Below are 22564 nucleotides of genomic sequence, written 5' to 3'. Positions count from 1 at the left end.
AATGCCCTCATGGCGCAGAGCGTTGTATGGATTAATAGAGTCCCGCAGCCAATCAATGGTGCCCGGTGTTGTCACGTCGCTGGGTGTCATGAGCTTGATGCCATGTGGTTGGCGCCCGGGACTTCCCCCTAACTTTGTCATTGCGAAAGGAACACGCCGTGTTTGAACGGATATCCGGCTCTCTCCTGGACCCCGAATCGCTGTACGCGCGGAACATCGAGACCTTCCACAGCCCTGAGCTACGCGGGCTGAACATGGTCATGGGATTCACGGGCTTTGCCGATGCCGGTCACGTGGTCCGGCAGATCAATGCGGAACTTTTGGACGAGCTGGGCGCCGAGGTGGTGGCCATGTTCGATGCCGACCAACTCATCGACTACCGTTCGCGGCGACCCCACATCAGCTTCGTGGAGGACCATCTGCAGGACTACCAGGCGCCAAAGCTCGGCCTGTACAAGCTGAATGACGGCCTGGGCCAGCCGTTCCTGCTGCTCGCCGGCTTCGAACCCGACCTGCAGTGGGAGCGCTTCTCGAGGGCCGTCGTCGGAATTGTTGAAGAGCTCGACGTCAACTTGGTGACGTGGATCCATTCCATTCCCATGCCAGTCCCGCACACGCGACCTGTTGGGGTGACGGTCCACGGCAACATGCCTGAGCTCATTGAGGGGATTTCGAGCTGGAAGCCCACGGTGGATGTTCCCGCTGCCATCGGACACATCCTGGAACTCAGGCTCACTGAAGCGGAACGCAATGTTGCCGGCTACGTCATCCACGTCCCGCATTACCTGTCCGAAGCTGAGTACCCGCCCGCCGCCGTCGCCGGATTGGAGTACCTGGGGGCGGCAACGTCCCTCATGCTGCCAACGGACAGACTCCGGGAAGCCGGGCGTGAAGTGGGCCGCCAGATCGCGGAGCAGATCGAGGCTTCTGAGGAAGTGCAGGCAGTAGTGACAAATCTTGAGACACGCTACGACGAGAAATCCGAGGGCATCGTCCGCCGTTCGCTGCTGGCTGATGAGAATGATGAGCTGCCCAACGCCGAGGATATTGGAGCTGCCGTAGAGGCCTACTTGGCGCGTAAAGACTCGCCTCAATAAATCAGCTTTGAGTTGCCGGCAGGCATAATTGTTGGGTGAATGCTCCCCGTGCCTGGCTCATCTGGACGATCGGCGTGTTCGCCTACCTTGTGGCGGTGGCACAGCGAACCTCGTTCGGCGTAGCAGGGCTGGAAGCCACTGAGAGATTCCATGCGAGTGCCGCTGCCATCTCATTCTTCACGGTGCTTCAACTCCTGGTCTATGCCGGGCTGCAGATCCCCGTCGGCGTCCTGGTAGACAGGTTCGGTTCACGGGCAATGGTGGCCGGTGGCGCCGTGCTCATGGGCTTGGGGCAGTTGCAGTTGGCCTTTGCGGACAGTGTTCCCGGGGGCGTCCTGGGCCGCGTCCTGGTGGGAGCCGGCGATGCGATGACCTTCATTTCCGTCATCCGCCTGGTTCCGTTGTGGTTCGCTCCTTCCAAGGTTCCACTTGTCACGCAACTGACCGGCATGTGTGGCCAGCTCGGCCAACTCTTCAGTGTTGTTCCGTTCGCGCTGCTTCTCCACACGGCTGGATGGACACCCGCGTTCCTTACCCTGGCAGCCATGTCCGTCTTGGCTGTGGTCCTCGTGGTGGCAGTGCTTCGGGACGCACCACCCGGGCACCCGCCCAGGGACACCAGCCAAGGTCTCCGTGCCACCGGCATCTCACTTTCCCGCGCGTGGAAACAGCCCGGAACCCGGTTGGGCCTCTGGAGTCACTTCACTGTTCAGTTCAGTGGGAACCTCTTTGCCATGACCTGGGGCTATCCATTCCTGTTGTCTGCCCAGGGACTCGATGCGGGGACCGTCTCAGGCCTCATGGCCCTGTTTGTGGCCACGGCGATTGTTGCCGGCCCCGGTTTTGGCCGCTTCGTCTCCAAACATCCCATGCGGAGATCGGCCATGGTCCTGCTGATTGCGCTGGCCACGGCCTTGGCTTGGGCTGCTGTACTCAGCCTTCCCGAGCGCGCCCCGCTGTGGCTCCTGGCCGTATTGGTGGTGGTGCTGGCTGTCGGCGGGCCTGGGTCCATGATTGGATTCGATTTCGCCAGGACATTCAATCCCTCGCACCGGATCGGCACGGCAACGGGGATAGTCAACGTTGGCGGTTTTATTGCGGCGCTCGTCGCCATTTACCTGATCGGTCTTGTACTCGACCTCCTGTACGCCAGCGGGTTCTCCGGCGGTGTTCTTTACGGGCTTGCGCCGTTCCGGATTGCCCTCAGCGTTCAATTCGTTCTGCTGGGCCTTGGTACTGTGCTCATCCTGGTGACACGGCGGAAGGTGCGCCGGCAGATGGCATCCCAGGGGATTCACGTTCAGCCGTTGATGGCCGCCCTTGCCAGGCAGCGTCGGGAACGGATCGAGCGGCGACGTGCCGCACGGACCGTTTCTCCGGACGAGCACTAGGCGGTCCGCGCAGCGGCGGCAGCTTTTCCACATAGGCATGATGGTCTCTGTTTCCTCCGGCAGGAGTTGAGCAGGGTGGAACCATGACTTCCAATAGAACGCTCAGCATCCACCAACCCGAAGATATTCTTGGCTACATTCCCCATATGTTGGGTTACTGGCCCGAGGACAGTCTTGTGGCCATCACCATGCAAGGGAAAGTCCTTGGAGCGACACTGCGAGTGGATCTGCCGAACCTTGATTCACAGCAAGCCCGCTCAGGTTTCGCAGACCAAATCCGCAGCTTCCTGATTGCTGACCAGGAAGCAAACGGGGTGGTACTTGCCATCTACACTGACACGGGCTGGGATGACGGCAGCGTGGCCCGGCAGGCAATCCCGCTGCTCGAGGCCCTGCAGCTAAGCCTCGATGAGGTTGATCTATCCGTGCGGGATGCATGGCTGGTAGGCACCGAGTATTGGCGTAGCGCCTACTGCGCGGACCTGGAATGTTGCCCGTTGCCTGGACTGCCTGTTGATCGCATCAAGAACAGCAGGTTGAGCGCTGAACTGGTGTACAGGGGGAGCTCCATAGGACCGTCGCCAAGGAGCGGGCCAGGACAGCCGCAGCTTACACGTCCAGGGACGTTAAACCCTCTGGTGCTGGCAGCGGAGACACGGTACGGGAAGCAAATTCTCGGCGACTGGAGGAGCGAACGCTGTCTGGACGCCGTCCTGGCCGTATGGCACCACGTGCTTAAGAGGTGCGAAGCAGATGACCCACTGCAGCCCGGGGCTGACGCAGAAATCCTGGGCTTCCTCAGAACCACCCTGAGAGTGCCTGGGTGGCGGGACGCCGTGGTTGTCATGGCGGCAGCAGGCATGGATTCTGCAAAGTCCGGCGCTGCGGCGTTCGGACTTTTTATCGACGACGACGACGGCGCGCCGTTCGACCCCCGGAAACTCGGCATTCCGGCCTCGGCCCTTCCCGCTGCCAAAGTCCACCATGAGTCCACTACGTCCGGGGACGTCTTCACCTACGGAGATGTCCTACTGGGCTTCCAGCCGCACATGCCTTGTTGGAGCACCCTTGACGCGCTGCAGCGGGTTCTTGCCGGGCTATGCGTCGACGACGAATCCGGCGTAGTGCCTGCAGCGGCGCTGACCTTGCAGGGCTGGATTTCCTGGTGCAAGGGGCGTGGATCCGTTGCTTACGCCTGCCTCAGCCGGGCGGAGGCGGCGCAGCCGGGATACCGCCTGGCCGAATTACTCATGGATCTTCTGGGACAGGGGACCATCTGCACGTGGGCGCGGACCTCCGAGACCGCATGGCGCGGGTCCCAGGACACGGTCGCATAGCGGTTTGAAAATTCATCAGGCATGCGTTTCGCAAAACCGTGAGACAATGGATGCCGAGACCCGGTTGGGTCCGCGTTCGAATGCCTGAATTGCCCCCTTCGTCGGGAACAATACAGTGTCGTCGGGAGTTCTCTATAGAGACTCTGCAGACGGCGATCGCATTTGAAATTGATCGCGGACTTGACAGGGTCATAGTGGTGTTGCCCGTATGGTGATTCCACAGACCGCCGCTAGAAAGGTTTTCTGTGACCCCGTCTTCCGTCGAGAAGGAACCCGCCGCCCAGGCCGAATTGTCCGCTGAGGAAAAGAAGGCGGCAACATCGGCAAAGCGCGCAGCGACACGTGCTGCCAACAAGGCCTCAGAGGGCGACTCTGACAAGCCGGCACCTAAGAAGCGTGGACCCAAGCCCGGCGCGAAGGCCGCCGCTGAAGCCGCGAACAAGTCCTCAGGCTCCGACGCTGAGGATTCCAGTGGCGAGGATGAAGACTTTGATCCCGCAGCTGCCGAGGAAGTCGAAGTCGGAGAAGATGACGTCGAGGACGGCGCCACGGCTACCAAGGACAAGGCTGCTCCCTCAGGTACGGGATTCGTCTACTCCGATGCCGACGACGACGACGCTCCTGTCCAGCAGGTCATGTCGGCCGGTGCTACTGCCGACCCCGTCAAGGATTACCTGAAGCAGATCGGTAAGGTCGCACTGCTGAACGCAGAGCAGGAAGTTGACCTCGCCCTTCGGATCGAGGCCGGCCTCTTTGCCGAGGAAAAGATCAACGCTGACGACGGATCCATGGATCCCAAGCTCAAGCGTGAGCTGGAATTCGTCATTCACGACGGCAAGCGTGCCAAGAACCACCTGCTCGAAGCCAACCTGCGTCTCGTCGTTTCCTTGGCCAAGCGCTACACCGGCCGTGGCATGCTCTTCCTGGACCTGATCCAGGAAGGCAACCTGGGTCTCATCCGTGCAGTGGAGAAGTTCGACTACACCAAGGGCTTCAAGTTCTCCACCTACGCAACGTGGTGGATCCGTCAGGCGATTACCCGCGCCATGGCCGACCAGGCCCGCACCATCCGTATTCCGGTGCACATGGTGGAAGTCATCAACAAACTGGCCCGCGTACAGCGCCAAATGCTTCAGGACCTCGGCCGCGAACCGACGCCTGAGGAGCTGGCACTCGAGCTGGACATGACGCCCGAGAAGGTTGTCGAGGTCCAGAAGTACGGCCGCGAACCGATTTCGCTCCACACCCCGCTGGGTGAGGACGGTGACTCGGAGTTCGGTGACCTGATTGAGGACTCTGAGGCCGTGGTCCCTGCCGATGCCGTGAGCTTCACGCTCCTGCAGGAACAGTTGCACTCGGTTTTGGACACCCTGTCGGAGCGCGAAGCCGGAGTCGTTGCAATGCGCTTCGGCCTGACCGATGGCCAGCCGAAGACTTTAGACGAAATCGGCAAGGTCTACGGCGTCACGCGCGAGCGTATCCGCCAGATCGAATCCAAGACCATGTCCAAGCTGCGGCACCCGTCCCGCTCGCAGGTCCTGCGGGACTACCTGGACTAAAAAACATCCAGAACAGGTGTTGAGAGCGGCCCAGTCGGACTTCCGGCTGGGCCGCTCTTCTTGTGCGCACAGACGAGCTCAACGCAACAAGCTCAACGCAACAAGGCCCCTCCCGCGTGGGAGGAGCCTTGTCATGTAATCAAAAAGGGTTTCCGGATTGCCCGGACTGCCTAGTCGACGGGGACGGGAGCCTTCTCGTTGAGGCGCTCGGTCTCATCGTGCCAGTCAGAAGTCATGGGCCGAAGCGTAGCTTCAACTGCACGTGCGTGGTGGCCGCAGAAGAGCAGCTCACCGCCGGAGGACTCGAGTACAACGCGGACGTACGCCTGGGCTCCGCAACGGTCACAGCGGTCAGCTGCGTTCAGTGTGCGGTCTGCAACTGCTGTTGTCATGTCGGCCTCCTTAGTAGTTCTGTACATCCATATAACCAGCATTCGGCGCAGATCCATGGCAAGGATGGGTCACTTTCGCTGTCCGCGTATCACATGTGCGTAACGTAACCAGGCGAGCTGCGTCCGCGCTGGAGTGGCAAACGGTGCCTGACGACTTCCCCGGCTACTCTTGTACGGGCAGTGTTTGCCTTGAATTACCAGTCAACACACGGCTGGGAAGCACCCGGAGATATACCCCGAAGGAGCACACCGCGAGTGGCACCGAGTTCTGAATACAACGCCCGGCATCTGTCTGTCCTTGAGGGCTTGGAAGCCGTTCGCAAGCGCCCGGGCATGTACATCGGCTCCACTGACTCCCGCGGCCTCATGCACTGCCTCTGGGAAATCATCGACAACGCTGTGGATGAGGCTCTGGCAGGCTTCGGACATGACATCAAAGTCATCCTGCATGCCGACAACTCTGTGGAAATCCACGACGACGGCCGCGGTATCCCCGTGGACGTAGAACCCAAGACAGGCCTCTCCGGCGTCGAAGTTGTGTTCACCAAACTGCACGCAGGCGGCAAATTCGGCGGAGGTTCCTACACTGCCTCGGGCGGTTTGCATGGCGTCGGAGCTTCGGTGGTGAACGCTCTGTCCAGCCGCCTTGATGTCCAAGTGGACCGCGGCAGCAAGACCTACCAGATGTCGTTCCGCCGCGGCGAGCCGGGACGCTTCGTGGATTCCGGTGCAAAGCCAAGCCCCAATGCACCGTTCGAGCCGTTCGTTGAGAATTCTGTGCTGGATGTTGTGGGCAAGGCCAAACGTGGCGTCACCGGAACCCGTGTGCGTTATTGGGCTGACCGTCAAATTTTCACCCCTGACGCCAAGTTCTCCTATGATGACCTGGCAGCACGGGCACGCCAGACATCCTTCCTTGTGCCTGGCCTGAAAATCACCGTGCGCGACGAGCGGAAGCTGGCCGGAACACCGGGGGAAGCCGGTGTCCATGAGGAAGTGTTCCACCACGATGGCGGCATCTCCGAGTTTGTTGAGTTCCTCGCGGCCGATTCCGGAGTGACAGACGTTTGGCGTCTCCACGGTTCAGGGAAATTCAAGGAAACGGTCCCGGTCCTCGATGAGAACGGGCACAGCAAGATCGCGGAGGTTGAGCGTGACTGCGAGGTGGACATCGCCCTGCGCTGGGGCATCGGTTATGAGACCACTATGCGCAGCTTCGTCAACATCATCGCCACGCCCAAGGGCGGCACTCACCAGTCCGGCTTTGAAGCCGCCCTGTTGAAGACCTTCCGCAAGGCAGTGGAGACGAACGCGCGCAAGCTCAAGGCCGGCAACGACAAAATCGAGAAAGACGACATTCTAGCCGGGCTGACTGCCGTCCTGACTGTTCGGCTTGCGGAGCCGCAGTTCGAGGGACAGACCAAGGAAATCCTCGGTACCTCGGCGGTTCGTGCCATTGTGGCCAAAGTGGTTGAGAAGGAAATAACAGCAAGGCTGAACTCGGCCAACCGCAACGACAAAGCCCAGTCCGCGCTCCTCCTGGAGAAGATGGTCGCTGAGATGAAGTCGCGCATCTCGGCCCGCGTGCACAAGGAAACCCAGCGCCGCAAGAACGCCCTGGAAACTTCGTCAATGCCCACCAAGCTTGCAGACTGCCGGACTGATGACGTCGCACGCTCTGAATTGTTCATCGTAGAGGGTGACTCGGCCCTCGGTACCGCCAAACTTGCCCGCTCATCGGACTTCCAAGCACTGCTGCCCATCCGCGGCAAGATTTTGAACGTCCAGAAAGCATCCGTTGGCGACATGTTGTCCAACGCTGAGTGCGCGGCGTTGATCCAGGTTGTGGGTGCCGGCTCGGGTCGAAGCTTCGACATTGACGCTGCCCGTTACGGCAAGGTCATCCTCATGACTGACGCCGATGTTGACGGTGCGCACATCCGCACCCTGCTGCTCACCCTGTTCTTCCGATACATGCGCCCCATGGTCGAGGCCGGCCGCGTGTTTGCGGCTGTCCCGCCCCTGCACCGCGTGGAAGTGATCAACCCCGGCCAGAAGGCCAATGAGATGATCTATACCTACTCAGAGGCCGAGCTTCACGTGCTTCTCTCCAACCTTGCCAAGGAAGGTAAACGCTACAAGGAACCTATCCAGCGGTATAAGGGTTTGGGCGAGATGGACGCACAGCAACTGGCCGAGACCACTATGGATCCACGACACCGGACCCTCCGGAAGGTGGGCATTGATAGCGCCCAACGTGCCGAGGAAGTCTTCGATCTTTTGATGGGCTCGGACGTGGCACCGCGCAAGGAGTTCATTATTGCCGGCGCGGCTACCTTGGACCGGGAGCGCATCGACGCCTAGCTTTGATTTCGCGGACCGGGGCGCCGTTCAGCGGCCTGTGGTGTGCGGGCGCCAGGGGCTGCGAACGTAGCCGCTCCCACCACCAAGGCCAAGGCACCCAAACCCCAGGGGAGCCCCGCCGCTACGGCAACACCGCCCACCAGCAGCGGCCCGCCGGCGTCGCCAAGTTCGCGGCCCAGCTCGGCTGAGCCCATGGTCCTGCCGAGGCGTTCGGCTGGCGTTGCATCGGCCAGGTGGGCGAATGCGAGAGGCGTGGAGATGCCGATTCCCGCACCGATGAGCACCGCTGCGCAGTAGATCCATGCGGCTCCTGGCAACAATCCGGCCATGAGGGTGCCTACCGAGATGGCGAGCAGGCCGGCCACCATGCCGGGCTTGTCGGCGATTCTTCCCTGATCCCTCAGCCTGCCGACGCGGGGCTGTATCAGCGCGGAAGCTACTGCCAGCACTGTGACTACGGCAACGCTGCCTGCCGTACCAAGCCCTTCCCGTGCTGCCAGCGCAGGGAGAAAGCCGACGGCGGCACCCAGTGCCCCCGTAGCAGCGGCCAACACCAGCGTTGGTCCGAGAAATGACCGTTCAGTGCTTTGGCGCCACACATCGACGATGGTGTATCTGGGACGCGGAAGCGGCTGCAGGCGGGGCACCGAAGCAAGGGCCCAAACGGCCACAGCCAGGCCCACGGCCGCCAGAATCCCGAACAGCAGGCTGAATCCGCCGGTGATGATGGCCAGGGCTCCGAGCAGCGGTCCAATAGCGTAGCCGAGTCCTTTCCAGGAGCCGTAGCGGCCAAAGTAGTGCCCGGTCCTGCCGCCTGCCAGCCGGGCAACACTAGCGGACGAGGCTGGTGAGAAGGCCGAAGCCGCCATCCCTTGACCAAGGCGGGCAGCGGCGAGCATGGCGGGCTCATCCGCCCATAGTCCAATCAGGGAGGCAGCGGAGAAAGCAACAAGCCCACCCACGATGACCGGCTTGGGTCCGATGTGATCGCTGAGGGCTCCGAAAACGGGTTTGAGGAACACTTCCGCTACGTCGTACAAAGCCAGCAGAACACCCAGGGCAAGCAAGCTCAAACCGATGTCTGCGCTTTCTGCCCCGAGGCCTGCTGCCACCGCGTGGGCACCAAAGGCGGTGGTAAAGCCCGCGGCGTAGAGGGGCCAACGCTGGCTGGCTGCAACGGAAGCGGGGGAACTGTTTGGAGCATTCACACTTATGAATGTAACAGCTGCTACATTCATAAGTGTGATTGATGAACAGTGGTTGTTGATTCTGGTGCAGGTTCCTGCGCAGCCATCCCGGCACAGAGTGGCAGTGTGGCGGGAACTGCGCCGGATCGGGGCCGTTCCTTTATCGCCCGGCACGTGGGTCCTCCCTGCCCATCCGGCCTTCGATGAGGGTCTTGCCCGGGCCCAGGCGCTGGTGGCGAAGGGCGATGGCTCCTGGACGTTGGTGGACGCTGCGCCCCGCGACAACGGCGCCGACACTTTCCGTAGCGTTTTCGAAGCGGCCCGGCTGGAGGAGTGGAACGAGTTCACGGCCGATTGCGGCAAGTTTGAGCAAGAGATAGCCAAAGAGATTTCCAGGGAGAAGTTCACCTTTGCCGAACTGGAGGAAGAAGAACAAAGCCTGGAGCGCCTGAGACGCTGGTACAGGGAGTTGAAGTCGCGCGATGTGCTTCATTTGCCGCAGGCGACGGACGCCTCAGAGCACCTGGCTCGCTGCGCCGAGGCCTTGGAAGGCTACGCGTCCTTGGTGTACGACGCGACGCTGCCCCACTAGCCGGTCAGGCCCCGCCGCCGGTCAGCCCAGTAGTCCCGGGACGATTAACAGGGCAGTGGGCACCGCAAGCAGCAAGGCCGAGGCCGCCAGGACCAGCACCCGCGCAGCTTTGGTGAGCGGAGGCTTGGGTGAGAGCAGGCGGCTGACGCGTGACGCCGTCGTGCGTGGGGAATCAGCGCCGCCGGTGGCGCTGACTGCATTGCCCTCGACGACCGCGCCACCAACGCTGAGCGCCTGTCCGCCGGCCAGTGACTTATTCCCGCTGACCGGCTGCCCGTCCAAGGCGGGCTGTGTGGTGCCACTCGCAACTATCGCGATGGCTTTGATCAGGGTGCCTTTGCTCTCGGTGCGGAGCGCGACGTCGTCGGCCAGCATTTCGATCAGGGAGTTCACCGCTGTCTGGGCCAGCCGGGTGGTGGGAAACCATGGCAGGGCCTGGCGCCAAGCAGCAAAGGCCCAAAGCAGGAGATCGTGGCGCTGGGACAGGTGCGCGTTCTCGTGAATAAGCACTGCCCTGAGTTCGGCTGGCTCCAGTGCTGCCATCAGGCCGTCGGAGAGAACCGTTACGGACCGGGCGCCGCCAGGCAGGCAGTAGGCGACGGGGGAGTCGTGATTGATCACCACGGTGCCGGGGCCGTCGTCCGACGGTGATGCCAGCAGGGCCAGCAGCTCGCGGTGGCGTCGCCGCTGGCGCTCAATCTTGTAATAGGTCAGCAGCAGGGTAAAGACCAGGTGGGCGGTCAGCAGTGCCGCTGCGGAGAGCGCAAAAAGGTGCCAAAAGCCCAGCGCGGTGGTGGGCTCGTTGTTGAAAACCATCCCGGCCAGGCTCTTGAGTCCTGCGATGAGGTTGTCCCCGATGGGCTCGAGTCCATAGACGAGCATGGCGCCGATCATGGATAAGCCACCAGCGAGGGCGATCGCCTGCCACAGCACCATGGCGGTGAAAGGGGATCGTGCCGGCCACTGCGCACGGGAAAGCAGCACGGGTACTGGCCACGCCAGAATGATTGCCAGGACCGCAAGCAGGTATGAGGTCCAGAACATAGTGGCTAATTGTAGCCGAGCAGTTTGCGCAGGGTAGCGGCTTCGCTTTCGGTGACGGAACCAATGAAGCGGGCCAGGACGGCCTCGCGGTCCGGAGCCGAGCCCAGCACTTCGTGCATGAGTTCGGCGGTGTGATCGGCGCGGCTGGAGACGGCTTGGTAGCGGTGTGGCCGCGTTCCGCGTTCACGCTCCACCAGGCCCTTCTTTTCCAGGCGTGAGAGCACAGTGAGGACCGTGGTTACGGCCAGATCCTTGCCTTGATGACCCGCGGTGCCGTCACCGGCCTCGGAATCCTGCGCCAGGAGATCGCGCAGTGTGTTGGCGGTTGCAGCCTCCTGGCCTGCCCAGAGCAGATCCATCACTGCCCGTTCCAGTTCCCCAAGACTTGCCATTTATACGTCCCTACCTTCCGCTTCCCGGTGCAGGGTGGCTGCTGCCGGGAGCGATGATCCAACATTCCACAATAAATCTACCGCTTTTCAGAGCTTCATTCTACGTGAGGTAGAACTATCGGCGCGCCGCGCCCCGGAGTGATCCCTTGCGCGTGGGTTACGCCACTTGAAGAATGGGTCCCGGCGGCCGTCATTTGTTCTACACTGTGTAGAAGAGAAGTTTTCTACGTGACGTAGAAGTAAGGTCATCGTACTTCGGTCCACCGCACAAAGGACAGCCATGGACGCCTTGGAAATCGCACGCTGGCAGTTTGGTATCACTACCGTCTACCACTTCATGATGGTGCCGCTCACCATTGGCCTCGGCCTGGTAGTGGCCATCATCCAGACCATTTGGTACCGCACCGGCAAGCCCGAGTACCTGCGGATGACCAAGTTCTGGGGAAAGCTCTTCCTCATCAACTTCATCATGGGCGTGGCCACCGGCATCGTTCAGGAATTCCAGTTCGGCATGGCGTGGAGCGAGTACAGCCGTTTCGTCGGAGATGTCTTCGGTGCACCGCTGGCCCTCGAAGCATTGTTGGCGTTCTTCGTTGAATCCACCTTCCTGGGGCTGTGGATCTTTGGCTGGAAGCAACTCAAGCGCGGCGTCCACCTGGCCTGTTTGTGGATTGCCGTGATTGGTTCAGTCTTCTCCGCGTACTTCATCATCGTGGCCAATTCCTGGATGCAGCACCCCGTAGGCGTTGAAATGGTGGATGGCCGGCCCGTGATGACTGACGCCTGGGCGGTGTTCACCAACAACACTGCACTGGTGGCGGTTCCCCATACGCTGTTCGGTGCGTTGGCTGTCGCGGGTGCCTTCCTCCTTGGTATCGCCTGGTACCACCTCTGGCGTCGACGTCACGATGGCATTGATGTGGTGGGCAAGGACGGCAAGCTGCTTCCCGGCGAGGCCGCAATTCCGGGCCGTGACAAGTCCGATTACACCGTGTGGATGACGTCCTTGCGTATTGGCGCAGTGGTGGCCATGATCTCCTTCGCAGGAACGGCCATCACCGGTGACCTGCAGGGCAAGCTGATGTTCGAGCAGCAGCCCATGAAGATGGCCGCTGCGGAAGCTGCCTGCCATGACGGCACGGGCTTCTCGGTCCTGAGCGTGGGCAACCTTGGTGCCACCAACTGCGATGACATTGTGGCCGTCATTGAAGTGCCCGGCATCCTCTCCTTCCTGGCCAAGGGCGACTTCACTACCGAGGTCAAGGGCGTGAACAGCCTGCTGGGTGAGTACAAGGAAAAGTACGGCACCCACCTGCCGGACAACCCGCTGTACGGTGAGCGCGCCGGACAGGAAATCCAATACGTGCCTGTCATGGAAGTGACCTACTGGGGCTTCCGCATGATGATCGGCTTCGGTGGCCTCGCCGCCTTCGCCGCACTGTTGGCCCTCTGGGTCACCCGCAAGGGCGTGGTTCCTCAGTCCACATGGCTCATGCGTCTTGCAGTCCTGGGGATCCTTGCACCGTTCGGCGCCAACGCCGCAGGCTGGATCTTCACCGAAATGGGCAGGCAGCCGTTCGTCGTGGCCCCGAATCCGGACATGAACGGGATTGACCAAGTCTTCATGTTCACCGCTGCCGCCGTGTCCCCGGGGGTCAGCGCAGGGGAGCTCATGACCTCGCTGGTAGTCCTCACCGCCATCTATGCCGTGCTGCTGGTGGTGGAGGTGAAGCTCCTGGTCAAGTACATCCGAGGTGGCGTGGCCTCCGCGATGCCTGAACTGGGCCACGCGCAGGACTCAGGCGACCAACGTGACAAGAACGACGACGGCACCGGACCGGATAAGTCCGGCGACGACGTCCTGGCATTCGCCTACTAAAGCCAAGGGGTACTGACAATGGAACTATCGCCAACCATCTGGTTCGTAGCCATCGCCGTGTTGTGGACCGGATACCTCTTCCTGGAGGGTTTCGACCTCGGCGTCGGCATGCTCATGAAGCTGTTTGCCCGCCACAACACTGACCGGCGAGTGCTGCTGAACACCATAGGCCCGGTATGGGACGGCAATGAGGTGTGGCTGCTCACCGCAGCCGGTGCCACCTTCGCAGCCTTCCCTCTCTGGTACGCCTCGCTGTTCTCCAGCCTCTACCTCCCCCTCCTGGCAGTCCTGGCCGCCTTGATCTTCCGGGCAGTCGCTTTCGAATACAGAGGCAAAGTGGACTCCGTACGGTGGCGCAACCGCTGGGACTGGGCGATCGCCGTAGGGTCCTTCGTGGCCGCCTTCGGCATCGGCGCAGCATTGGCCCTCACCACTACGGGCCTGCCCCTGAATGCCAACGGGGACCGCGTCGGTGGCCCAATGTCCTGGTTCAGCGGTTACGCGCTCCTTGGCGGTTTCGGTGTGGTGGCGTTTGCCCTGGTGCATGCCTTGGCGTTCCTTGCCCTTAAGACCGACGGCGACGTGCGGTATCGCGCCCGCCGCTGGTTCATTCGTCTGGTGCCGTTCGCGGTGTTGCCGATGTTCGGCTGGATGCTGGCTGTCCAGTTCCTGAGCGGCAAGGCCTGGACCTGGGCTTTGGTGGCAGCAGCCATCGTCGCAGTGGTCCTGGCGTGGCGGCTGGCCCGTGCAGGGTCCGAAGGGCGCGCGTTCAGTGCCCTCGGCGCCTTCATTGTGTGCGCCACAGCCTCGATCTTCGGAGCCGCGTTCCCTGTGGTTATCCCCTCCACGATCGATCCCGCCTTCAACTTGACCATCTCCAACGCCTCGTCCTCGGACTACACCCTGGGCCTCATGAGCATCGTTGCAGCCGTTGGCCTGCCACTCGTGATTGCCTACCAGTCATGGACGTACTGGGTGTTCCGGAGGCGCGTAAGCGCGGCCCACATCCCCGAAGCCCACGGGTTCCTGCCGGCCATTGCCGCAAAGGTGATGATCCCCAAGGGCAGCTCGCCATCCACTCCAAGCACATCGGGAGATTAGTCGCCCCATGAAACCCGTTTTCCCTTCCGGCCCCGCCACGCGATCTGCGCTGTACGCCCTTGGCCTGATGTCCGCCCTCAAAGCACTGTCCCTGGTGCTCATGGCCCAAGCTGTGGCGGGGATGCTGGCCGGACTCACGTCCGGGGCGGGGAACTCCGGTTTAGGGGACTGGAACAACGGGCTGATCTGGGGCGCGGCGGGAGCGGTCCTTAGGTCGCTGACGGTGTGGGGACAAGGTATTGCCTCCAGGCGGGCTGCGCTGGGTGTCAAAGAGGAACTGCGGTCACGGCTGTTGAGGCGCTCGCTGTCCGACGGCGTTTCGTCGCCCGTAGCGGGAATGAACGACGGCGGCCTGGCGATCCTTGCCACGCGGGGCCTGGACGCACTGGACGACTACTACACCCAATACCTGCCTGCGATCGTGAACTGCGCTACGGTCCCGCTCCTGATCGGAGCCCGGATCCTCTTCGCCGACTGGGTAAGTGCTGTGGTGATCGTCCTGACGGTTCCACTGGTGCCGCTGTTCATGGTCCTCATCGGCAGGCACACCGAAGACACCGTCCGGGAGGCGCAAAGCACGCTCCGGAAACTGTCCGGCCACATCCTTGAACTAGCCAAAGGCCTTCCCGTCCTGGTGGGCCTGGGACGTGCCACCGAACAGCGCGCAGCCCTGGAAGATATTTCCGAGCAATACCGGACCCGTACCATGGGCACCCTTCGCACGGCGTTCCTTTCCGCACTGGCCTTGGAACTCATTGCGACCATCTCCGTGGCCGTGGTGGCTGTGTTCATCGGCGTACGGCTGGTGCATGGCGACATGGCCCTTGAAGCCGGTCTCCTGGCACTGATCCTGGCCCCGGATTGCTACCTTCCGCTCCGGGAACTCGGCACCGCCCACCACGCAAGCGATGACGGCAGGGCAGCACTCGAAACCACCAACGCCGTACTGGATGCCCCGGCACACGAGCGCCTGCAGGATCATGGGCCTTCCAACACAGAGCCTTCCAACACAGAGCCTTCCAACAACGAGCCATCCAGCACCGAGCCATCCAGCACCGAGCGGGCCGGCGTAGTTGTGAGCGGATTGTCGGTGACCTACCACGGAAGGTCCGCGGCCGCCGTCGGGCCCCTCAGCTTCACTGCCGCCCCCGGGCGCGTTACCGCCCTCGACGGCGACAGCGGCTCCGGGAAGAGCACAGTCCTGGGTGTCCTCGCCGGGCTCATCGGGCAAGGACCGGGAGCCGCAGTCACAGGGACCATCACCGGTGCGGACCCGGGGACAGTGGCGTGGGTTCCGCAACACCCGGTCATGGCCACCGAAACTGTGCAGAAAGAGATTGAACTCTATCTGGACGGATACCTGGGGAACACCGAGGCTGTCACCCGTGTCCTGCGGAAGGCCTCTGCAGAGCACCTGGCTGCCAGGAATCCAGCGGAACTAAGCCCTGGAGAGTTGCGGCGGATCGCACTCGCCCGTGGACTGGCACGTGTGGAAGCAGGCGCTACGGTCCTGTTGCTCGACGAGCCCACCGCCCATCTGGACCAATACTCCGCCAGCGTGGTCCGTCGCGCCATAGAGTCGCTTCGTGGCAATGTCACCGTGATCCTGGTGGCCCACGATGCCGCCACCCGGGCGCTCGCCGACCACCTGGTACCGGTAGGGCAGCAGCAGCACCAGCACCGTCACGGGACCTTAGCGGCTGTGGCCACCGAGGCGAGCAGTCCGCGCGACGCTTCTGCCGGGGTTGTTACAGTCCCGGCGAAGGAAGCCAACCCCCACAACGGCCTCCCTCCCGCTCCCACGACCAGCAGGCTGCATGGTCTCCTGCGGGCTTTGCGACCCGTACGTTGGAAGTTCCTTGCCGCAGGTGTCGTAGCCGTCCTGGCCGCCCTCTTCGCAGTGGCACTGTCAGGTCTGTCCGGGTGGCTGATCATCCGCGCCAGCGAACAGCCGCCCATTCTCTACCTCCTCGGCGCGATCGTCGGAGTCCGGTTCTTCGGTATAGGAAGGGCCGTTCTGCGTTATTGCGAACGACTCTTGACCCATGATGCCGTCTTCGCTGCCATGACCCGCCTCCGCGGTGCGCTGTGGGCATCGCTGAGCCGCAGGGCCCTGTCCCTCAGGCGCCTCCTCCAAGGCGGCAACGTGTTGAGTTCCGTTGTTGATGACGTGGATACCCTCCGCGACCTTCTGCCAAGGGTTGTCCTCCCGCCCGTGACTGCCATGGGAGTCGGGGCCGCGGCTATCCTCGCCACAGCCATCGTTTTGCCAGCGGCCCTGCCGGCGGTGGTGGCAGCCGCCGTCGTGGGCCTGGTCCTTGCCCCGACCCTGGCGGTCCTGGCTGACAGGAACGCCGCCAAGGCCGAACAGCAGATGCGTTCAGTGGTGCTTCGGGGGGTAGCCGCAGCCCTGGACGCCCGTGCGGAACTGAGCGCCAACGGGGTGGAGGAGCCGGTCCTCGGTGCACTGCGCCACAAAGACCGCACCGCCACACTCTCTGCACAACGCTCGGCATGGGCTGAAGGACTCGGCCAAGCCGTGATTGTCCTGGCGTGCTCCATGGGCGCACTGTGGGCCGGCGCCCTGAGTGCACCCGCCGTGCTTAACGGCACAGTTGCCCCGGAACTGGCAGCCGTCATTGTCCTGATGCAACTCGCCTTGGTTGAGCCCTTTGGCGGCATCGTGTCCGCTGTGCGCCAAGCCCCGGCGCTCGCAGCCGTTCTGGGTCGGGTGGCAGCATCCGGCGCTTTGGAGACCGCCACGCCAAGGAGCCAAGCGGAAGAGCACGACGGCGGCACGCGGCGCCTGCCTGATCGGCCCGGCCGGGCGGGACTGGACTTGCGGGGTGCGTCAGCATCCTGGCCCGGCGGCCCGAAGGTCTTTTCCGGTGTGAATGCTGTTGCCGAGCCCGGCCGCTGGCTTGCCGTGACAGGCCCTTCCGGCGCAGGGAAGTCCACGCTCCTCTCGGTACTTCTCGGTTTCCTGCCCCTGACGGAAGGAACTGTGAAGCTCTCCGGCAAAGCTGCTTGGTGCCCCCAGGAGGCCCACCTGTTCGACTCCACCATTCGCGGCAACCTCCTGCTGAGCCGCCCGGCCACAGCGAAGCCCAGCGAGGCCGAGATGCACAAGGCCCTGGCCGACGTCGGGCTTGATTCAATGGTGCAAGCGCTGCCGGATGGGCTCGATGCCCGTATCGGACCCGGTGGTTCGTTCCTGAGTGGTGGCGAACGTCAGCGGCTTGCCATGGCAAGGACGCTCCTGACCGGAGCTTCCGTGCTGTTGCTGGATGAACCCACCGCCCACCTGGATGCGGGCTCGGCGCGGGAAATGATGGCCATTCTGCGCAACGGACTCAAGGACGTCACCGTTGTCCTGGTGACGCATAATCCGGACGATATTGATCCGGCAGATGTGCGGCTGGAACTCCCTGCCGCCAAGGATGCTGCCAAGCGAAGAAGTGCAGGCGCGGCGGAACTGGTGGGAAGGCCTACTCCTCAGTAGCCTGTTGGCATGCCTTTCAAAGACGCAAGCCAAGTCATGCCGGATGCCGTTGCTACCGGCCTGAACTGGCGACCGGCCACCATGGAAGACCTCAACAACTGGGCAGGCCTGATTGCCCGGACGGCCGCCGTCGAACACCCGGTTTGGTATGAGAAGCGCGGCGATCTGGTCCACGTCCTGGAGTCCACCAAGAACCCCGCGGAAACGAGCACGCTCCTTGGCCTGGATTCCGACGGCGTGGCGCGTGCCTATGGCCGCATTACCAAGAACCCCGACGGCGACAAAGCCACCGGAATGGCGTGTGTTGACCCGGAATGGCAACAGCGGGGCATCGGCTCTGCAGTCCTGCTGTGGCAGGAAGGACAAGTACGTAGCCGATTCCAGGCGGATCAGGCCCTGGGCCACACCACAGCACCGCCCCGTCTCCGCATCCAGACGGAGGAACAGCACGAGCATCAGGCAACACTCTTGATGGGTCACGGCTATGGCGCCGTGCGGTGGTTCAACGAAATGCACCGGCCCTTGTCTCAGCAACTGCCCGACGCGCCCCTGAGTGCAGGACTCGAGCTCAGGACGCTGGGTCCATCGCTCTTTGAGCCCGTGCGCCAAGCCCATAACGATGCGTTCAGGGACCACTGGGGGAGCGAGCCACGGGATGAAGAATCGTGGCGCTTCACCATCGAGGAACCGACGGCCAGGCACGATCTGAGTGCTGTGGTTATTGATTCCGGCACGGGGGAGGTGGCCGGATATCAGCTAACCAGCTTTGATCCCGACTCTGCTACCGACCGCGGTTTCAAGGAAGGTTATACAGAGCTCCTTGGCGTGCGACGTGCCTATCGCGGGCGGGGCATAGCCCAAGCACTGCTCGCCGATGCCATGCAGCGCTACGCCTCGGCGGGAATGAACGTGGCCTCACTGGACGTGGACTCGGCCAACCCCACCGGGGCGTTGCAACTCTACTTGGGCATGGGTTATGCGCCAGTGAACCGCAGTATGACGTGGGAGAAGATGCTCTAGTTACTAGCCGTCCACATCATGAAGGTGATGCACAACGTCGTGGAGGAAGTACTGGGAGAACGTCAACACGGTGAATGAGGATCCGTTGCTGCGCGTTCCGGTGCGTTGCCAGTCATCCTCGGTGACCCTGGCGAAGGACTCGGCAATCTCCTTGCCCTCTGCCTCCAGTTCGTCGGCCACCGTGCGCGGATCAGCGGAACCGTACTCTCCGTCGATCGCGGCCTGGTCCTGGTCCCAGTTCGCAAACCGGGCGTCGTCCTCGGTGAGCATCAGGTTCAGACGCTGGTCGAAGAGGCTGAAGACGTCCCGGACGTGGCAGGCGTACTCCAGGTTGGACCACGTGTGGTCGTTGGGACGTGTTGCTACATCCTCCCGACGCAGCACTGCCCGCCACCGGGGAAGCATGTTCAGAACGGTGCCGGGCACCGTGGAAGGAGTCACCGTCGCGGGGTCGAAACCGCATTCGGGGCAGGGCTTTGAAAGCACCCAGGTCCAGTCTTTTTCATCGGGGATGATCGGCATGCGGCCAGTCTAAGCTGATCCGGCCCGCACCCCTCTGCAGTCCATGAAATATGGTGTCGTTTTCCAATTACTTACGGACCCTGCCAAGAGTAAAGTTCGTTCCGGGGGGAGAGCCGGAAAGAGAAAACAATGCTCAAGGATCAGCAGGTTGGTGCCGTCCTACCGGCACAGGACATAGCCCGGGCACGCGCGTACTACAGCGAAAAACTCGGACTGGAACCCGAAAATCCGGACGACGACGACAACCTCCAGTACAGGTGTGGCGACGGAACCGGATTCTTTGTCTATCAAACGTCCAATGCAGGGACTGCGAAGAACACCCAGATGGGCTGGACAGTCAACGATGTCCGGGCCACAGTGCAGGAGCTGCGCGGCAAGGGAGTCAATTTCGAAGATTACGACTTCCCGGGCCTGAAGACTGAAGACGGCATCGCTACGATGCCTGATGGAAGCGCCGCAGCATGGTTCCTCGACAGTGAGGGAAACATACTGAGCATCAACCAAACCGGCTAGCCCGTGCGGTGGCTTCACAGCCACGGCAGCACAAAGGCCGGAGGCGTGTAACCCCCGGCCTTTGCCGTGCTGTTCAACGACTTCGCGGTGCTGTTCGGGTAATCCGCGATTATTCCGCGCTATTCCGCAGCGTCAGCCCATGCCATGCTCGGGCCGATAGCTTCCACGGGCTGGGACAACGGAACGCCGGATCCATCCCTGCGGCCATGTTCGTGGGGGAGTGCCCTTGCCACGCCCGCCGTCGAGGAAGCCTTCGCCGGACCATGACCTGCCCAAGCCAGGAGCAGGGTGTCCTCGCCCTTGAGGAAACGGTGGACACGTACGCCGCCGGTGGCCCGGCCCTTCACGGGATACTCCTCGAAAGCGGTCACCTTCGCAGTTCCCGGTGCCGTCCCCGGCAAAGCACCGTTGGTTCCGGCAATGGTCACCACGACGGCGGCGGGATCGTCCGCGCGAACGGTACCGAAGTGAATAACTTCGTCGCCGGCCGCAAGCTTGATGCCGGCCATGCCGCCGGCAGTGCGTCCCTGAGGACGGACGTTGGAGGCACTGAATCGAAGCAATTGGGCCTGCCGTGTCACGAAGACAAGGTCAACGTTGTCCTCCTGCGCCGGTTCCACCGCGAGCACCGTGTCCTTGTCCTTCAAGGCGATGATCTCCCAGTCTTCACGGTTCAGCGGGTAGTCCGGCTGAACACGCTTGACCACGCCCTGGACCGTCCCGATGGCGAGGACGGCGTCCAAGGGCACGAAGGCAACCAAGGTTTCGCCCTTGAGCAAGGTGATGAAGTCCTTGGCGGGGACGCCGCCGGCCAAGTTGGGGAGACCGGAGACCGGAGGCAACACGGGCATATCCATCACCTGGAGCCGCAGCATGCGGCCTTGGGATGTGACCGCACCGATTTCTCCCCTGGCGGTGGTCTTGACCACAGAGCGGAAAACATCGTGCTTGGTCCGGGGGCCTGATTCGGCCAGCGGTTCCTGGTTGGACGTCCTGGCGATCTGTCCGGACACACTCAGCAGGGCCCAGCAGGGGTCGTCCGGAATTTCCAAGGGCAGCGCCGCGGCTTTGCCCTTTGGCCCGGGTACTGACGCTGCCAAGGCAGCAGCCACCGTGGGGGATACAGCTTCCGATTCCAAGAGGACTGTGCGGCGGGGCGTGCCGTACTTTTCGGCGACCACGGCCAACTCACCGGAGACAAGATCTCGGAGCAGTTCATCCGAAGCCAGGATGGCCTCCAAGGCCTCGATCTCCCGGCGGAGTTCGTCCTGTTCCTTCTCCAGCTCAAGGCGGGAGTACTTGGTCAACTGCCGCAGGCGCAGTTCCAGGATGTAGTTGGCTTGGATTTCAGTGAGGTCGTAGATGGACATGAGGCGTTCGCGCGCGGCCGAAGCCTCGTCCGAAGAACGGATGATCTGGATGACTTCGTCGATGTCCACAATCGCGATCAACAAGCCCTCCACCAAGTGGAGGCGGTCCTTCTTCTTGCCCAGGCGGAAGGACGTGCGGCGGCGCACCACATTGAGGCGGTGTTCAACGTACACCTGCAGCAGCTGCAGGAGGCCCAGCGTCTGCGGCTGGCCGTCCACCAGGGTGACGTTGTTGATGCCGAAGGAATCTTCCATGGGCGAGTAGCGGTACAGCTGCTGGAGGACGGCGTTGGGATTGAAACCGTTCTTCAACTCGATGACCAGGCGGAGGCCGTGATTGCGGTCCGTGAGGTCGACGACGTCGCTGATGCCGGTCAGCTTCTTGGCATTGACGGCATCCTTGATCTTCTCGATGACCTTTTCCGGGCCCACCATGTAGGGGAGCTCAGTGACCACCAGGCCGGTGCGACGGGCGGACAGCTGTTCCACTTCTACCTTGGCGCGGGTCTTGAAGGATCCACGCCCCGTGGCGTAGGCGTCGCGGATTCCGTCCAATCCCACGATGCGGCCACCTGTGGGGAGGTCTGGCCCTGGTATGAACCGCATGATCTCGTCCAGCGTGGCACCCGGGTTGGCGATCAGGTGACGTGCAGCGGCGATGACCTCCACGAGGTTGTGCGGAGGCATATTCGTGGCCATGCCTACAGCGATGCCCGTGGTGCCGTTGACCAGCAGGTTGGGGAAAGCGGCAGGGAGCACATCCGGTTGCGTCAGCTGGTTGTCGTAGTTGGGGACAAAGTCCACCACGTCTTCGTCCAGGTGGTCCGTCATGGTCAACGCGGCGGCCGCCAAGCGTGCCTCTGTGTAACGCGGTGCTGCCGGGCCGTCGTCGAGCGATCCGAAGTTGCCGTGACCATCGATGAGCGGCAGGCGCAGGGAAAAATCCTGCGCCATACGCACCATGGCGTCGTATATGGCGGTATCGCCGTGGGGGTGGAGCTTACCCATGACTTCGCCCACCACGCGGGCGCTCTTGACGTGTCCTCGATCCGGGCGGAGACCCATATCGGACATCATGTACAGGATGCGCCGTTGAACGGGCTTCAGACCGTCGCGGGCGTCCGGGAGGGCACGCGAGTAAATCACCGAGTAGGCGTACTCCAGGAAGGAGCCTTCCATCTCGGACGTGACGTCGATGTCTACGATGTTCTCGGTGAAATCGCCGAGGGGCTCGGCTGTGCGTGCGGATTTTTGGCTGCGGGCCATGGGGTCGGTGGATCCTTAAAGATGTACTGCGGATGT

Annotated in this window: 17 protein-coding genes; 11 read left to right on the top strand and 6 right to left on the bottom strand. The window is 62.5% G+C overall.

Annotated features, from left to right (window positions below; translation table 11 throughout):
- Window positions 1-158 precede the first annotated feature (158 nt).
- The 4 genes from M1D89_RS14635 to M1D89_RS14620 all read left to right on the top strand — a co-directional run bounded on the left by M1D89_RS14635 (window position 159) and on the right by M1D89_RS14620 (window position 5384).
- On the top strand, window positions 159-1097 hold the full coding sequence (locus M1D89_RS14635) for a proteasome assembly chaperone family protein (protein ID WP_091466697.1): 939 nt from the start codon (window positions 159-161) through the stop codon (window positions 1095-1097).
- 35 nt (window positions 1098-1132) lie between these two features.
- Window positions 1133-2488, top strand: a complete 1356-nt coding sequence (locus M1D89_RS14630; protein ID WP_498644534.1) for an MFS transporter — start codon at window positions 1133-1135, stop codon at window positions 2486-2488.
- Between the two features lie 83 nt (window positions 2489-2571).
- Window positions 2572-3825, top strand: coding sequence for a DUF4192 domain-containing protein (locus M1D89_RS14625; protein WP_498644532.1), 1254 nt, complete (start codon window positions 2572-2574; stop codon window positions 3823-3825).
- A gap of 245 nt (window positions 3826-4070) precedes the next feature.
- A complete protein-coding gene (locus tag M1D89_RS14620; protein ID WP_091466703.1) occupies window positions 4071-5384 on the top strand; it encodes an RNA polymerase sigma factor in 1314 nt (437 codons plus the stop codon).
- A 170-nt stretch (window positions 5385-5554) separates the two neighbouring features.
- Here the strand turns inward: M1D89_RS14620 and M1D89_RS14615 are convergent, their stop codons facing one another.
- Complete coding sequence (locus M1D89_RS14615; RefSeq protein WP_018778705.1) at window positions 5555-5776, bottom strand: DUF7455 domain-containing protein; 222 nt, start codon at window positions 5774-5776, stop codon at window positions 5555-5557.
- Window positions 5777-6031: 255 nt separating this feature from the next.
- Here M1D89_RS14615 and M1D89_RS14610 point away from each other — a divergent pair, with 255 nt between their 5' ends.
- Complete coding sequence (locus tag M1D89_RS14610; protein ID WP_498644529.1) at window positions 6032-8140, top strand: DNA gyrase/topoisomerase IV subunit B; 2109 nt, start codon at window positions 6032-6034, stop codon at window positions 8138-8140.
- Here M1D89_RS14610 and M1D89_RS14605 read toward each other — a convergent pair.
- Window positions 8137-9348 carry an MFS transporter gene (locus M1D89_RS14605; RefSeq protein ID WP_498644527.1) on the bottom strand — a complete coding sequence of 404 codons (1212 nt, stop codon included), beginning with the start codon at window positions 9346-9348 and terminating at the stop codon, window positions 8137-8139. The two genes, M1D89_RS14610 and M1D89_RS14605, sit on opposite strands and share 4 nt — an antisense overlap.
- Before the next feature lie 34 nt (window positions 9349-9382).
- Between M1D89_RS14605 and M1D89_RS14600 the strand changes: the two genes are divergently transcribed.
- Window positions 9383-9919, top strand: coding sequence for a Chromate resistance protein ChrB (locus M1D89_RS14600; protein ID WP_498644525.1), 537 nt, complete (start codon window positions 9383-9385; stop codon window positions 9917-9919).
- A gap of 21 nt (window positions 9920-9940) precedes the next feature.
- Here M1D89_RS14600 and M1D89_RS14595 read toward each other — a convergent pair whose 3' ends face one another.
- A complete protein-coding gene (locus M1D89_RS14595; protein ID WP_498644523.1) occupies window positions 9941-10963 on the bottom strand; it encodes a M56 family metallopeptidase in 1023 nt (340 codons plus the stop codon).
- Between the two features lie 5 nt (window positions 10964-10968).
- Window positions 10969-11355 carry a BlaI/MecI/CopY family transcriptional regulator gene (locus M1D89_RS14590; protein WP_011774471.1) on the bottom strand — a complete coding sequence of 129 codons (387 nt, stop codon included), beginning with the start codon at window positions 11353-11355 and terminating at the stop codon, window positions 10969-10971.
- A 280-nt stretch (window positions 11356-11635) separates the two neighbouring features.
- On the opposite strand from M1D89_RS14590, the gene M1D89_RS14585 reads away from it, so the two are divergent.
- From M1D89_RS14585 to M1D89_RS14570, 4 genes are read left to right on the top strand one after another with little or no spacing between them, the layout of a single operon-like run.
- Window positions 11636-13234, top strand: a complete 1599-nt coding sequence (locus M1D89_RS14585; RefSeq protein ID WP_498644521.1) for a cytochrome ubiquinol oxidase subunit I — start codon at window positions 11636-11638, stop codon at window positions 13232-13234.
- 18 nt (window positions 13235-13252) lie between these two features.
- Complete coding sequence (cydB, locus tag M1D89_RS14580; protein ID WP_498644519.1) at window positions 13253-14335, top strand: cytochrome d ubiquinol oxidase subunit II; 1083 nt, start codon at window positions 13253-13255, stop codon at window positions 14333-14335.
- Between the two features lie 7 nt (window positions 14336-14342).
- The gene (cydD, locus tag M1D89_RS14575; protein ID WP_498644517.1) at window positions 14343-17837 is read left to right on the top strand and encodes a thiol reductant ABC exporter subunit CydD; all 3495 of its coding nucleotides are present in this window, start codon (window positions 14343-14345) and stop codon (window positions 17835-17837) included.
- Window positions 17838-17846: 9 nt separating this feature from the next.
- Window positions 17847-18857 carry a GNAT family N-acetyltransferase gene (locus M1D89_RS14570; protein WP_498644516.1) on the top strand — a complete coding sequence of 337 codons (1011 nt, stop codon included), beginning with the start codon at window positions 17847-17849 and terminating at the stop codon, window positions 18855-18857.
- A 3-nt stretch (window positions 18858-18860) separates the two neighbouring features.
- Here M1D89_RS14570 and M1D89_RS14565 read toward each other — a convergent pair whose 3' ends face one another.
- Complete coding sequence (locus M1D89_RS14565) at window positions 18861-19379, bottom strand: DinB family protein (protein WP_141281951.1); 519 nt, start codon at window positions 19377-19379, stop codon at window positions 18861-18863.
- A 129-nt stretch (window positions 19380-19508) separates the two neighbouring features.
- Between M1D89_RS14565 and M1D89_RS14560 the strand changes: the two genes are divergently transcribed.
- On the top strand, window positions 19509-19892 hold the full coding sequence (locus tag M1D89_RS14560; protein WP_498644515.1) for a VOC family protein: 384 nt from the start codon (window positions 19509-19511) through the stop codon (window positions 19890-19892).
- 119 nt (window positions 19893-20011) lie between these two features.
- Here M1D89_RS14560 and M1D89_RS14555 read toward each other — a convergent pair whose 3' ends face one another.
- Window positions 20012-22528: a DNA gyrase/topoisomerase IV subunit A gene (locus M1D89_RS14555; protein ID WP_498644513.1), complete on the bottom strand. Its 2517-nt coding sequence runs from the start codon at window positions 22526-22528 to the stop codon at window positions 20012-20014.
- Window positions 22529-22564: the final 36 nt, after the last annotated feature.

Source organism: Arthrobacter sp. D3-18 (assembly GCF_054408525.1).
The sequence above is the reverse complement of the archived record's forward strand: the minus strand, read 5'-3'. Positions and strand labels throughout refer to the sequence as shown.